Source organism: Pseudomonas sp. SZ57, assembly GCF_009495975.1.
GTDB lineage: Bacteria > Pseudomonadota > Gammaproteobacteria > Pseudomonadales > Pseudomonadaceae > Aquipseudomonas > Aquipseudomonas syringae.
The window spans coordinates 1-12425 of sequence record NZ_WIBD01000014.1; the positions used below are offsets into that span (position 1 = coordinate 1).

General features: G+C 60.7%; 12 protein-coding genes. 4 read left to right on the top strand and 8 right to left on the bottom strand.

Going from position 1 to position 12425, the window contains the following annotated elements; genetic code table 11:
* Together GE543_RS13900 and GE543_RS13905 are read right to left on the bottom strand one after the other, a co-directional pair.
* Positions 1-131 (bottom strand): transposase (locus GE543_RS13900; RefSeq protein ID WP_153221667.1); only part of this gene is annotated, 131 nt, incomplete at its 3' end.
* Between the two features lie 115 nt (positions 132-246).
* On the bottom strand, positions 247-1023 hold the full coding sequence (locus GE543_RS13905; protein ID WP_153221668.1) for a ferredoxin--NADP reductase: 777 nt from the start codon (positions 1021-1023) through the stop codon (positions 247-249).
* A gap of 336 nt (positions 1024-1359) precedes the next feature.
* Between GE543_RS13905 and GE543_RS13910 the strand changes: the two genes are divergently transcribed.
* A complete protein-coding gene (locus GE543_RS13910) occupies positions 1360-1593 on the top strand; it encodes a helix-turn-helix transcriptional regulator (RefSeq protein ID WP_003419096.1) in 234 nt (77 codons plus the stop codon).
* 130 nt (positions 1594-1723) lie between these two features.
* The gene (locus GE543_RS13915) at positions 1724-2848 is read left to right on the top strand and encodes a methyltransferase (protein WP_024649106.1); all 1125 of its coding nucleotides are present in this window, start codon (positions 1724-1726) and stop codon (positions 2846-2848) included.
* Between the two features lie 92 nt (positions 2849-2940).
* Here GE543_RS13915 and GE543_RS13920 read toward each other — a convergent pair whose 3' ends face one another.
* The 6 genes from GE543_RS13920 to GE543_RS13945 form a co-directional block, all read right to left on the bottom strand.
* The gene (locus GE543_RS13920; protein ID WP_002555239.1) at positions 2941-3108 is read right to left on the bottom strand and encodes a DUF2474 domain-containing protein; all 168 of its coding nucleotides are present in this window, start codon (positions 3106-3108) and stop codon (positions 2941-2943) included.
* 21 nt (positions 3109-3129) lie between these two features.
* On the bottom strand, positions 3130-4137 hold the full coding sequence (gene cydB, locus GE543_RS13925) for a cytochrome d ubiquinol oxidase subunit II (protein WP_003419100.1): 1008 nt from the start codon (positions 4135-4137) through the stop codon (positions 3130-3132).
* 3 nt (positions 4138-4140) lie between these two features.
* On the bottom strand, positions 4141-5580 hold the full coding sequence (locus GE543_RS13930; protein WP_003419102.1) for a cytochrome ubiquinol oxidase subunit I: 1440 nt from the start codon (positions 5578-5580) through the stop codon (positions 4141-4143).
* 406 nt (positions 5581-5986) lie between these two features.
* Complete coding sequence (locus tag GE543_RS13935) at positions 5987-8188, bottom strand: xanthine dehydrogenase family protein molybdopterin-binding subunit (RefSeq protein ID WP_153221669.1); 2202 nt, start codon at positions 8186-8188, stop codon at positions 5987-5989.
* Positions 8185-9174 (bottom strand): xanthine dehydrogenase family protein subunit M, encoded by a 990-nt coding sequence (locus tag GE543_RS13940; RefSeq protein ID WP_153221670.1) that lies wholly within the window; start codon positions 9172-9174, stop codon positions 8185-8187. The genes GE543_RS13935 and GE543_RS13940 overlap by 4 nt, the downstream gene beginning before the upstream one ends.
* Positions 9171-9701, bottom strand: a complete 531-nt coding sequence (locus GE543_RS13945; RefSeq protein WP_003368718.1) for a (2Fe-2S)-binding protein — start codon at positions 9699-9701, stop codon at positions 9171-9173. Before GE543_RS13945 ends, GE543_RS13940 begins: the two co-directional genes overlap by 4 nt.
* Before the next feature lie 265 nt (positions 9702-9966).
* Between GE543_RS13945 and GE543_RS13950 the strand changes: the two genes are divergently transcribed.
* A complete protein-coding gene (locus GE543_RS13950; protein WP_003396212.1) occupies positions 9967-11262 on the top strand; it encodes an NCS2 family permease in 1296 nt (431 codons plus the stop codon).
* The gene (gene trmA / locus GE543_RS13955; RefSeq protein WP_003399943.1) at positions 11259-12344 is read left to right on the top strand and encodes a tRNA (uridine(54)-C5)-methyltransferase TrmA; all 1086 of its coding nucleotides are present in this window, start codon (positions 11259-11261) and stop codon (positions 12342-12344) included. Before GE543_RS13950 ends, trmA begins: the two co-directional genes overlap by 4 nt.
* Positions 12345-12425 lie beyond the last annotated feature (81 nt).

A 12425-nucleotide genomic window follows, 5' to 3' on the forward strand; every position in this document is an offset into this window, starting at 1 on the left:
TAAGCCGCGACCCACTGACGAAGGCAGGAAAAGTCCACATCGTGGCGACTCGCAACATCCCTCAAACCTGCCTTGCCGGCACAATACTCTTTCACGGCTGCGAGTTTTGCCTGCTCTGTATATTTACCCATGACGCCTCCAAAGGTTGCATCCAACCTTCGGGGGTCACACCAGAGCGTGAGGAACGATAGTTATGTGACTGTCGTGCCAATGCTTGGCACGACAACCATCGTTAGCCGCCAACCCTCACCAATACGTCTCCACCGCCACCTGCCCCGGCTTGCGCGACAGGCTCAAGCGCATCTCGCGCTGTTTGAGAATCGCCCGAGTGTCATCGATCATCTGCGGATTGCCGCACAACATCACCCGCGAATGCTCCGGCGTGAGAGCAATGCTCGCCGCGCGCTCCAGCTCCCCGTTTTCGATCAACTGCGTGATACGCCCATTCAATGCGCCCGGATGCTGCTCGCGGGTCACCGTAGGCAGAAACAGAAACTTGTCCGCGTATTCAGCCAGGTACTCACGCTGCATCAATTCGGCAATCAACTGCTGATAAGCCAGCTCACGCGACTCACGAACGCTGTACACCAGAATCACCCGCTCGAACTTCTCCCAGACCTCGAAATCCTGAAGGATCGACAGAAACGGCGCGACACCCGTGCCTGTGGATAACAGCCAGAGATCGCGCCCATCGACAAAGCGATCCAGGGTCAGATAACCAAACGCCTGCTTTTCCACCAACAGACTGTCGCCCTCACGCAGGCGGCTCAACTCGCTGGTGAACTCGCCATCCGGCACCACGATGGAAAAGAACTCCAGAAACTCATCGTGCGGAGAAGAAACCATCGAATAGGCACGCCATACCACCGAGCCGTCGGCCTTCGTCACCCCGAGACGCGCAAACTGTCCGGCACGAAAGCGAAAACCGGGATCACGCGTGGTGCGCAGGGTAAACAGGTTCGCGGTCAGCGGCGTGACACGCTGCAGTGTCTGTCGGGTGAATTTGTCGTCACTGACGGTCATGGTGCGCTTTGAACTCCTGAATATGGAAAGCAGCGCCCAGTGTCCCGCAAAGCTGGCTCGATAAACACCGGCTGTTTGTGATGGATTACCCGGCAACGGGCTCTGCCGCTTAGAGTATTTGGTTCTTGGATCAGCCCTTGCCGGGTCGAACATCCACAGAGCCGATTACCCCGACCCTTCTCGCGCGGGCGTTTCAGCCGACAGCCCGAGAACGTACTGCCAAGTGCCATCAGCCCATCCGTCCGGCCAATCCGCAGCCCGACAGATTGCGGTCTATTTGTTCCTAGACTGGATAAACACACAGCAAGGTCTGTACACGTACTGCAAGGAGGCTACATGAACACAATGGACATAAATTTCTCACAGTCCTCGCCAGCAAAAAACCTGACTCAGAGAGAAATCGAAGTCCTCAAATGGTCCGCTGAAGGCAAAACAGCTGGCGACATCGCAATGATCCTCTGCCTGAAGGAGCGCACCATTCACTTCCACATTGCCAGCGCCATTCAAAAAATGGGCGTTTGCAACAAGACGGCTGCCGCCGTACAAGCCGCACTCAGCGGGATGTTCTGACAAAACGGGCAATCACCGCGTAATCAGATAGGTATCGAAACGAAAAAATACGTAAAATCGTCTGCCTCAGCGAGCCCACCTGTCATCGGGCTCGCTGACATACCTTCGATTGCACAGAGTTCTCCCGCCAATGCCCCTGCTCATCAGTCCCTTCGCTGAACTTGATCTCATTCGCCAACCCGAGCAACAGGATGAGCCCCTGCAGGCCTTCGATGCCGCTGACGAGTACCTGCTCAATCATGTTGCACAAACAGGGCTGAGCCTGCCAAGCCGGGTTCTGGTGCTCAATGACAGTTTCGGCGCGCTGGCGGCAAGTCTCGCGCCGCATGCCACGGTGATCAGCAGTACCGACTCGTTTCTGGCGGCGCAGGCGCTGGAAAAGAATCTGGCGCGCAACGGCATGAGCTACGACGCAGTACCGCACATTCCGGCCAGCGAAGCGTTGCAGGGGCCCTTCGACTGGGTGCTGATCCGGGTGCCCAAGACCCTGGCGCTGCTCGAGGAGCAACTGATACGCCTGCAAGGCCAGCTGGCCCCCGGCGCACGGGTTATCGCTGCAGCAATGGTCAAGCATTTGCCGCGTTCGGCTGGCGACTTGCTGGAGGAATATGTCGGACCGGTGCAGGCCTCGCTGGCAGTGAAAAAAGCCAGGCTGTTGTTTGCCACGCCACAGCCCATGGAAGTGCGGACCTCGCCCTACCCGACGCGCTACCGACTGGATGAGCCGGCCATCGAACTGCTCAACCACGCCAATGTGTTCTGCCGCGACGGGCTGGACATCGGCACCCGCGCTTTCCTGCCGCATCTGCCAAAAAATCTTGGCACGGCAAGGGTCGCAGACCTGGGCTGCGGCAATGGCGTGCTGGCCATTGCCAGTGCGCTGGACAACCCGCAGGCGCACTACACACTGGTCGACGAGTCGTTCATGGCCGTGCAATCGGCAGCCGAGAACTGGCAAGCGACGCTGGGTGATCGCGACGTACGGATTCAAGCAGGCGACGGTCTGGAGATGCAGGAGCCTGATTCGCTGGATGTGGTGCTGTGCAACCCACCCTTCCATCAGCAACAAGTGGTCGGCGACTTTCTTGCCTGGCGGATGTTTCTTCAAGCGCGCGCAGCGTTGGTGACCGGCGGGGCGCTGTACATCGTCGGCAATCGCCATCTGGGTTATCACACCAAGCTGTCGCGCCTGTTCCGCGGCGTCGAACAGGTCGCCGCTACGCCGAAATTCGTGATTCTGAAAGCCCGCAAATAACCCACGCCCACGGCACAAAAAAAGACCCTCTTGCCACGCGAGTGGCAAGAGGGTCGCAAAACGTGTCCGCAGACACGAACGGGAATTCAGTATCAGTGTGTCGTCAGGCCCGCTGCGCTCATGAACATGCGCATCAGGCTGGCCACGATGAACAGCGCGAATACGCTGCCCGCCCAGATTCCGACCAGCCAGGCCAGTCGTTGCCAGAGTGGCTTGCTCAGCGCCGGATCAGGATCGTGCATGGAATTTTTACCAGACATCGTCATTCTCCTCGGTTCGGACTAGTGATAACCGTCTGCAGCCGTCACCTTGCCGCGGAACACGTAGTAGCTCCAGAAGGTGTAGCCCAGGATGAACGGAATGATGAACAGCGTGCCCACCAGCATGAAGCCCTGGCTCTGCGGCGGCGCGGCGGCTGCCCAGATCGATACCGAAGGCGGAATGATGTTTGGCCACAGGCTGATGCCCAGACCGCTGTAACCCAGGAAGATCAGCAACAGGGTCAGCAGAAACGGCGTGTAGTGCGCATTGCGGGCCACCGCCTTGAACAGACCGTACATGGTCACCAGCACCAGAATCGGTACCGGCATGAACCAGAACAGGTTCGGCATGCTGAACCAGCGATGCGCGATATCAGCGTGGGCCAGCGGCGTCCACAGGCTGACCACGCCCATGACCGCGAGCACCGCAAGGGCCAGCGGACGTGCCAGATCATGCATCGCCTTCTGCAGCGAGCCTTCGGTTTTCATGATCAGCCAGGTGCAGCCCAGCAGCGCATAGGCGACGATCAAGGCCAGCCCGCAGAACATCGGGAACGGCGAGAGCCAGTCCAGCGACCCCCCGGCAAACTGGCGATCGACCACCGGGATGCCTTCAATGTAGGCACCCAGCGCCACGCCCTGGAAGAAGGTCGCAGCCAGCGAGCCGCCAATGAACGCCTTGTCCCACCAGTGACGCTTCAGCTCGGTCGCCTTGAAGCGGAACTCGAACGCCACGCCACGGAAGATCAGGCCCATGAGCATGAACATCAGCGGCAGGTACAGCGCAGACAGGACCACCGAGTAGGCCAGCGGGAATGCACCGAACAGTGCCGCACCGCCCAGCACCAGCCAGGTTTCGTTGCCGTCCCAGACCGGCGCGACGGTATTCATCATCACGTCGCGGTCGGAACTGTCCTTCATGAACGGGAAGAGAATCCCGATACCCAGATCGAAGCCGTCCATCACCACGTACATCATGATGCCGAAGACGATGATGATGGCCCAGATCAGCGGAAGATCGATACCCATGGCTTAAATCCCCTTGCCGTGACGGTCAAGATTGTCGCCATCTTCTTCGCCTTCAACAGCGGCGGAGAGCGGACGGGCCGGTGTGCGTTGCTGGCCGGGACCACCGTGAGGCACATGTTCGACGTAGGCTTTCGGCCCCTTGCGAACCAGACGCATCATGTAGCCAAGGCCTGTGCCGAAGAGCACGAAGTAGACGACCACGAACAGCACCAGGGTGATGCTCATCTGCGCCACGCTGTGCCCGGACGAAGCATCCGCAGTACGCATCAGGCCGTACACGACCCACGGCTGACGGCCGATTTCGGTGGTGAACCAGCCGGCGAGAATCGCGATCAGGCCGGACGGCCCCATCCACAACGCCAGGTACAGGAACGGACGCGAGTTATACAGCGTGCCGCGCTTGCGCAGCCACAGGCTCCACAGACCGGTGAAGATCATCAGCATGCCGAGGGCGACCATGACCCGGAACGACCAGAACACGATCGTCGAATTAGGGCGATCCTCGGGCTTGAATTCCTTGAGCGCAGGCACTTGCTTATCGAGACTGTGGGTCAGGATCAGGCTGCCCAGGTACGGAATTTCCACCGCGTACTTGGTTCGTTCTTCCTTCATGTCGGGAATGCCGAACAGGATCAGCGGGGTCGGTTCGTCACCGACGTTCTCCCAGTGACCTTCGATGGCCGCAATCTTCGCAGGCTGATGCTTGAGCGTGTTCAGACCATGGAAGTCACCAACGACAGCCTGGACAGGCGCCACCAGCAGGGCCATCCACATGGCCATCGAGAGCATCTTGCGCACCGCAGGTGTGTCGCGGCCCCGCAACAAGTGCCAGGCGGCCGACGAACCGACGAAGAACGCCGTCGCCACGAACGCGGCAATGGCCATGTGCGTCAGGCGATAAGGGAACGACGGGTTGAAGATCACGGCGAACCAGTCAGTGGGAATGATCCGACCGTCGATGATCTCGAACCCTTGCGGTGTCTGCATCCAGCTGTTGGACGACAGAATCCAGAAAGTGGAGATCAGCGTGCCGATGGCAACCATTACCGTGGAGAAGAAGTGCAGTCTACGGCCGACACGATTCCAGCCGAACAGCATGACCCCGAGGAAGCCCGCTTCGAGGAAGAACGCGGTCAGCACCTCGTAGGTCAGCAGCGGCCCGGTCACAGCACCTGCGAAGTCGGAGAAGCGGCTCCAGTTGGTGCCGAACTGGTAGGCCATGACAAGCCCGGAAACCACGCCCATGCCGAAGTTGACTGCAAAAATCTTCGACCAGAAGTGGTACAGGTCACGGTAGACGTCATCGCGGGTCTTCAGCCACAGACCTTCGAGCACAGCCAGGTAACTTGCCAGACCGATGGTGATGGCAGGAAACAGGATGTGGAACGAAATCGTGAATGCGAACTGAATCCGGGCGAGATCTATAGCCTCTAAACCGAACATAAGATGTTCCTCTCTCAGATGAAACGTGCTGCCGGCCACAAGCCCACAGCGATTGCCCCCACGGTAATGAGTGCTAATGTTTCTTTATTCTGGCGTTTCCAATGGCGAAAACGCTGGTCGATGCACTGATCATTGCCTGAATGCAATGACGCAGATCAATCGACCATCAAAGAGTAGTCCTGTTCAGCCAGTATAGTCGTGTGGTCTATTGTCGCGTGGCGGGTTGTCTCACCTGCAGAGCGAGTGCAGAAGCGGAGTCCTTGCGAGTACCTATCGTTCCTCACGCTCCGCGTGGGAATGCCGTTCGTGACGCTCCGCGTCACATCTGCGCCGCACCTCCCATGCTCACTAGCCGTGTGCCAATGCAAAGCATTGGCACGATAGGCCGTTGGATTTACGCTCGCTGTTACAACAGTTTATCCAGCGTGATCGGAAACTCGCGGATCCGTTTGCCGGTGGCGTGATAGATAGCGTTGGCAATCGCTGCCGGCACACCGACGATGCCGATTTCGCCGACGCCCTTGGAACCCAGCGCGTTGACGATGTCGTCGTGTTCTTCGACAAACAGCACGTCGATGTCGCCGATGTCAGCGTTCACCGGGATGTGGTACTCGGCCAGGCTGTGGTTCATCGGACGGCCCAGGTCGTGGTCAAGCATCGCCTCTTCCTGAAGCGCCATGCCCATGCCCCAGACAACGCCCCCCAGAATCTGGCTGCGTGCCATCTTCGGGTTCACGACCCTGCCCGCTGCGACGGCACTGACCACACGATTGACCTTGATAGTGCCCAGATCCTCGTCGACCAGCACTTCGACGAATACCGCCGAGTGCGTGGCTGCCGCATAGGCTTCGCGCTTCTTGTCCGGCTCGGCGTCGACTTGCACCTCGATGACACCGTGGGCCTGAGACGCGGCCAGTTCAGCCATCGATAGCGCCTGATAGCCGACGTACAGCTTGCCCGCTTCGAAGCGCACCTCATCCGGCGTCACAGAAGCGAATTGCGGATGCAGCCCTTTGGCAACTTCCAGTACCTGACGCTGCAACGCCTGACAGGCCTGTTGCACCGCAGTACCGACTGAAGACACCGTAAACGAGCCACCCTGCAACGGCGCAGTCGGCAACGAAGAGTCGCCCAGCAGGAAGCTGACGTTATCCACCTCGATACCCGACGACTCTGCAGCGATCTGCGTCATCACGGTGTAAGTGCCGGTACCGATGTCCGTGGTAGCACTGCTGACCACCAGCTTGCCGTCCGCTTGCAAGCGCGCCTTGGCGCTGGCCTTCATCTGCATGGCCTCCCAGACACCACCCGCCATGCCCCAGCCGACCAGCTGACGGCCCTGACGCATGCTGCGGGGCTCAGGGTTGCGGCTGGACCAGCCAAAGCGTTCGGCACCCTGTGCGTAGCATTCGCGCAATTCCTTGCTCGAATACGGCTTGTCTTCGTTGCCGTTGCGCTCGGCATAGTTGGTCAGACGCAGGCGCACCGGGTCGATGGCCAAGGCGTAAGCCAGTTCGTCCATGGCGCATTCCAGGCCGATCATGCCCAGGGCAGCACCCGGCGCACGCATGTCGAGCGGCGTAAAGACGTCCAGCGGGACCAATTTGTAGGTCAACTGCACGTTGTCGCATTGGTAGAGCATGCCGCTCCACTCCACGACGTGCTCGCTGAAGTCCTCGAAACGCGAAGTCTGCCCAATCGCCTCATGACCGACCGCCAGCAAACGGCCGTTGGCAGCCGCGCCCAGACGCAGGCGCTGAACAGTGCGCGGGCGATAACCGAAGGTGAACATCTGCTGCCGGGTCAGAGTCAAGCGCACGGAGCGCTTGAGGTGCAGTGCAGCCATCACCGCCAGCGGCAGTTGATATTGCGGGCGCAGGCCAGAACCGAAGGCACCACCGACAAAGGCGGCCAGCACACGGATCTTGTCCTTTTCCAGACCGAAGACCTTGTGCAGGTAGTCCTGACAGTTTTGCGTGCCCTGGGTCTTGTCGTGAATCTGCAAGCTGCCGTCGGCCTGATACAGGACGGTCGACGCATGCGGTTCCATCGGGTTGTGGTATTCGCTGGGCGTGCTGTAGGTCACGTCCACGCTCAACGCCGAGCTGGCCAGTTCACCTTCGAAGTTGCCACGCGGCGGCGGCAATTCGGCAGGCGCGTCATAGGCGGTGTCGAGCATGGCTTGCAGATCGGTGTGGTGCTCCTGCTGCCCGTATTCGATGCGCACCAGCGAGCCTGCATGCCGCGCCAGTTCCAGTGTATCGGCGACGACCAGCGCGAGCGGCTGGCCGCTGTACATCACGTTTTCATTGTAAAAAGGACGAAACGGCGAACCGTCGGCCGAATCGGCATCCTCATAGTTTTCGTCATAACTGGCCAGCCACGGACGATTGGTGTGGTCGATGACAGCGACCACACCCGGCACCTTCATTGCCTCGCTTGTATCGATGCTGGCGACGCGGCCGTTGGCGATGGTGCTGGAGACCACGCTTGCATACAGCAACCCTTCTTCAGGGTATTCGCCGGCGTAACGTGCGCCACCGGTCACTTTCAATCGGCCGTCGACGCGGTCCACAGGCTTGCCCATTGGCGAAAATGGCTGGTTCATTGGGCGCTCCCTCCTGTTGCGGCATCGCTCAAGGCACGGATGATCGCGCGGCGGGCCAGTCTGACTTTGAAACCGTTGTGCTCCAGAGGCTGGGCATCTTCCAGCATGGCGTCTGCGGCAGCGGCGAAGTTCTCGCGGGTGACCGGCTTGCCGACCAACAGTGCCTCGACGGCCTTGTCGCGCCACGGTTTATGCGCGACGCCGCCCAATGCCAGACGCACGTCGCGAATCACTTCGCCGTCCAGATCGATGGCGGCAGCCACCGATATCAGGGCAAACGCGTAGGACGCACGGTCACGGATCTTCAGATAAGCGTTGTGGCTGACAAAGCCATTTGCAGGCAGCTCGACGGCGACGATCAACTCATCGTCGGCCAACTGATTGTCCCGTTGCGGCGCATCACCCGGCAGGCGATGGAAATCCGCGAACTCGATGGTGCGGCGACCGGCACGTCCCTGGACGTGCACCACAGCCTCCAGCGCAGCCAGGGCCACGCACATGTCGGACGGGTGAGTCGCGACGCAGTCCTCGCTGGCACCAAGGATCGCGTGAATGCGATTAAGGCCCGTGCGCGCCGGGCAGCCACTGCCCGGCTCGCGCTTGTTGCACGGCACGCCGGTGTCATAGAAGTAGTAGCAGCGGGTGCGTTGCAGCAGGTTGCCGCCGGTACTGGCCATGTTGCGCAGCTGCGGCGAAGCACCGGCCAGCACGGCTTTACTCAGCAGCGGGTAACGCGCTTCGATCAGCGGGTGATAGGCCAGGTCGGCGTTGCTGACCAACGCACCGATCATCAGACCGCCCGAGGCGGTTTCACTGACATCCCTTAAAGGCAGGCCGGTGATGTCGATCAGATGCTCGGGCGTGGCGACGTTTTCTTTCATCAGGTCGAGCAGATTGGTGCCGCCCGCTATGAAACGCGTGGCAGGTCCGCTCAGGTTGACCGCCGCAGTGATGTCGGTCGGCTTACTGTAGGTAAACGGATTCATGCGTTCACCTCCGGCTTCGGCGCTGCGTTGTGGAACTGCGGCAGCGCCTCTTCGACGGCGGCGAGGATATTGCTGTAGGCACCGCAGCGGCACAGGTTACCGCTCATCAGTTCCTGAATCTCGGCACGCGTGCTCGCGCGCCCCTCATTGGCAAGCCCGACTGCCGAGCAGATCTGCCCGGGCGTGCAGTAGCCGCACTGGAACGCATCGTTCTTGATGAACGCCTGCTGCATGGGGTGCAACTGGTCGCCATCGGCCAAGCCTTCAATGGTGGTCAGCTCGGCGCCATCACACATGATCGCCAGCGTCAGGCAGGCATTGATGCGCGTGCCGTCGCGCAGTACGGTACATGCACCGCACTGGCCGTGGTCGCAACCTTTCTTGGTGCCAACCAGATCGAGCTGATCACGCAGCAGGTCAAGCAAAGTGGTCCAGGGCAGCACATCCAGTTGGCGGAGCTGTCCGTTCAGGGTCAGGGAAATCGCGTGGGTGGCGAAGTCCTGGGGGTTCGGGGTCGTTGCACTCATGGAAACCTCACGGTAGGCGGTCACTTAGCGCACTTTTTATGCGTCTTAAGGGGTGGGACTTCGCGAGGTTTGCAACGTTCAGGCTTTCTTGATGAGCGTACTTGTCATCGAAAGGCCGTCATCCACAGGCAGCCATCCCGCCAAGCTGCTGGTATGATGCGCGGCTTTTTCCGACCCGCAAAAATCAAACGGGCTGCCCTGCAGTCTGTGCATTGCTGTTGGAGTCGATCATTCACGACGCGCGCCGCGTCACGGAGAGCCAGACATGCTGGAAAGGCTGTTTCAACTCAAGGCACACAACACCAACGTGCGAACCGAGATTCTTGCGGGCGTCACGACTTTCCTGGCGATGGCTTACATCCTGTTCGTCAACCCGAGCATCCTCGGCGAAACCGGCATGGACAAGGGCGCGGTATTCGTTGCCACCTGTCTGGCAGCGGCCATCGGCTCGACGGTGATGGGCCTGATCGCCAACTACCCGATCGCTCTGGCACCGGGCATGGGCCTGAACGCCTTCTTTACCTACACCGTGGTCCTGCACATGGGCCATAGCTGGCAGGTAGCGCTGGGCGCGGTGTTCATTTCAGCGGTGATGTTCTTCATCCTGTCGATCTTCCGCATCCGCGAATGGATCATCAACAGCATTCCCCTGCCCCTGCGTTCGGCAATTGCGGCCGGTATCGGCCTGTTTCTGGCGCTGATCGCCCTGCATAACGCCGGTATCGTGGTCAGCAACCCGGCGACTATGGTCGGCATGGGCGATCTCAAGCAGCCCGCCCCGGTTCTGGCGACGCTGGGCTTCTTTCTGATCGTGGCCCTGGATTATCTCAAGGTTCGCGGCGCCGTGCTGATCGGCATCCTCGCGGTGACCCTGGTGTCCATCGCCCTGGGCTTCTCGCCGTTTGGCGGTGTGGTGTCGATGCCTCCTTCGCTGGCCCCCACGTTCATGCAACTGGACATCATGGGTGCGCTGGACGTCGGTCTGGTCAGCATCATCTTCGCCTTCCTGTTCGTCGACATCTTCGACAACTCCGGCACCCTGATCGGCGTGGCCAAACGCGCCGGGCTGATGGGCAAGGACGGGCACATGCCGAAGATGGGCCGTGCGCTGATCGCCGACAGTACTGCCGCGATGGCCGGCTCCCTGCTGGGCACCTCGACCACTACCAGCTACATCGAGTCGGCGGCAGGCGTGAGTGCCGGTGGCCGCACAGGTCTGACTGCCGTGGTGGTCGCCGTGCTGTTTCTGCTGGCGCTGTTCTTCGCTCCACTGGCCGGCAGCGTGCCCGCCTTCGCGACCGCACCCGCGCTGCTGTTCGTCGCTGTGTTGATGGCGTCCGGCATGGCGGAAATCGACTGGGATGACATCACGGTCGCAGCGCCAGTAGTCATCACTGCCCTGGCCATGCCATTCACCTACTCCATCGCCAACGGCATTGCCTTTGGCTTCATTTCCTGGACCGCGATCAAGCTGCTGTCGGGACGCTGGCGCGAGCTGAATTCGGCGCTGGTGATCCTGTCGATCCTGTTCGTGATCAAGCTGGGCTGGTTCAACGCATGAGTGTTCCCTTCGACCCTGCGAGCTACGACCGTCAGCTCGAAGAAAAAACCGTCCGCCTGCGCGAGTTGCTGGCGCCGTTCGATGCACCCGAGCCGCAGGTGTTCGACTCGCCACGCGAACACTATCGGTTGCGCGCCGAGTTCCGCCTGTGGCGCGAAGACCAGAAGCGCTACTACGCGATGTTCGCGCCGGGCGACAACAGGACGCCGATCCTGCTCGAAGGCCTGCCGATCGCCAGCGAGCGCATCAACGCGCTGATGCCTGTGCTGCGCGAGCGCTGGGAAGCCAGCCCGACGTTGAACCACAAGCTGTTTCAGGTGGACTTCCTGACCACGCTGGCAGGCGACGCGATGATCACCCTGTGCTATCACCGCCCGCTGGACGCCGAATGGCAGGCCGCAGCCGAGCAACTGGCCGCCGAACTGGACGTCAGCCTGATTGGCCGTTCCAAGGGTCAGAAGCTGGTCATCGGCCATGATTACGTGACCGAGAAGCTCGACGTGGCTGGCCGCACCTTCAGCTACCGGCAACCGGAAGGCGCTTTCACCCAGCCCAACGGCACGGTGAACGGCAAGATGCTCAACTGGGCCTTCGACGCCCTGGGCGAGCGGCAAGACGACCTGCTGGAGCTGTATTGCGGCAATGGCAACTTCACCCTGCCGCTGGCCACCCGCGTGCGCAAGGTGCTGGCGACCGAAATCAGCAAGACCTCGGTCAATGCGGCGCTAAGCAACCTGGATGACAACGGCGTGGACAACGTCACGCTGGTGCGCCTGTCCGCCGAAGAACTGACCGAAGCCCTGAATGAAGTGCGCCCGTTCCGCCGTCTGCACGGTGTGGACTTGAAGAGCTACGATTTCGGCAGCGTGTTCGTCGACCCGCCCCGCGCCGGCATGGACCCGGACACCTGCGAACTGACCCGGCGCTTCGAGCGCATTCTGTACATTTCCTGCAACCCGGAAACCCTGGCCGCCAACATCGCCCAACTGCACGACACCCACCGGGTCGAGCGCTGCGCACTGTTCGATCAGTTTCCGTACACCCACCACATGGAATCGGGTGTGCTGCTGGTTAGGCGCTGAGCCTCCTCTGACGGACTATCGTGCGGCGCTCTGCGTCGCATGCCGTTCCGGACGCTCCGCGTCCTCTTGCGACGCAGAGCG

Bases quoted from the DNA above. Each gene is read 5' to 3' on its own strand.
- GE543_RS13905 (WP_153221668.1), bottom strand. From the start codon at position 1,023: ATGACCGTCAGTGACGACAAATTCACCCGACAGACACTGCAGCGTGTC.
- GE543_RS13910 (WP_003419096.1), top strand. From the start codon at position 1,360: ATGAACACAATGGACATAAATTTCTCACAGTCCTCGCCAGCAAAAAAC.
- GE543_RS13915 (WP_024649106.1), top strand. From the start codon at position 1,724: ATGCCCCTGCTCATCAGTCCCTTCGCTGAACTTGATCTCATTCGCCAA.
- GE543_RS13920 (WP_002555239.1), bottom strand. From the start codon at position 3,108: ATGTCTGGTAAAAATTCCATGCACGATCCTGATCCGGCGCTGAGCAAG.
- cydB (WP_003419100.1), bottom strand. From the start codon at position 4,137: ATGGGTATCGATCTTCCGCTGATCTGGGCCATCATCATCGTCTTCGGC.
- GE543_RS13930 (WP_003419102.1), bottom strand. From the start codon at position 5,580: ATGTTCGGTTTAGAGGCTATAGATCTCGCCCGGATTCAGTTCGCATTC.
- GE543_RS13935 (WP_153221669.1), bottom strand. From the start codon at position 8,188: ATGAACCAGCCATTTTCGCCAATGGGCAAGCCTGTGGACCGCGTCGAC.
- GE543_RS13940 (WP_153221670.1), bottom strand. From the start codon at position 9,174: ATGAATCCGTTTACCTACAGTAAGCCGACCGACATCACTGCGGCGGTC.
- GE543_RS13945 (WP_003368718.1), bottom strand. From the start codon at position 9,701: ATGAGTGCAACGACCCCGAACCCCCAGGACTTCGCCACCCACGCGATT.
- GE543_RS13950 (WP_003396212.1), top strand. From the start codon at position 9,967: ATGCTGGAAAGGCTGTTTCAACTCAAGGCACACAACACCAACGTGCGA.
- trmA (WP_003399943.1), top strand. From the start codon at position 11,259: ATGAGTGTTCCCTTCGACCCTGCGAGCTACGACCGTCAGCTCGAAGAA.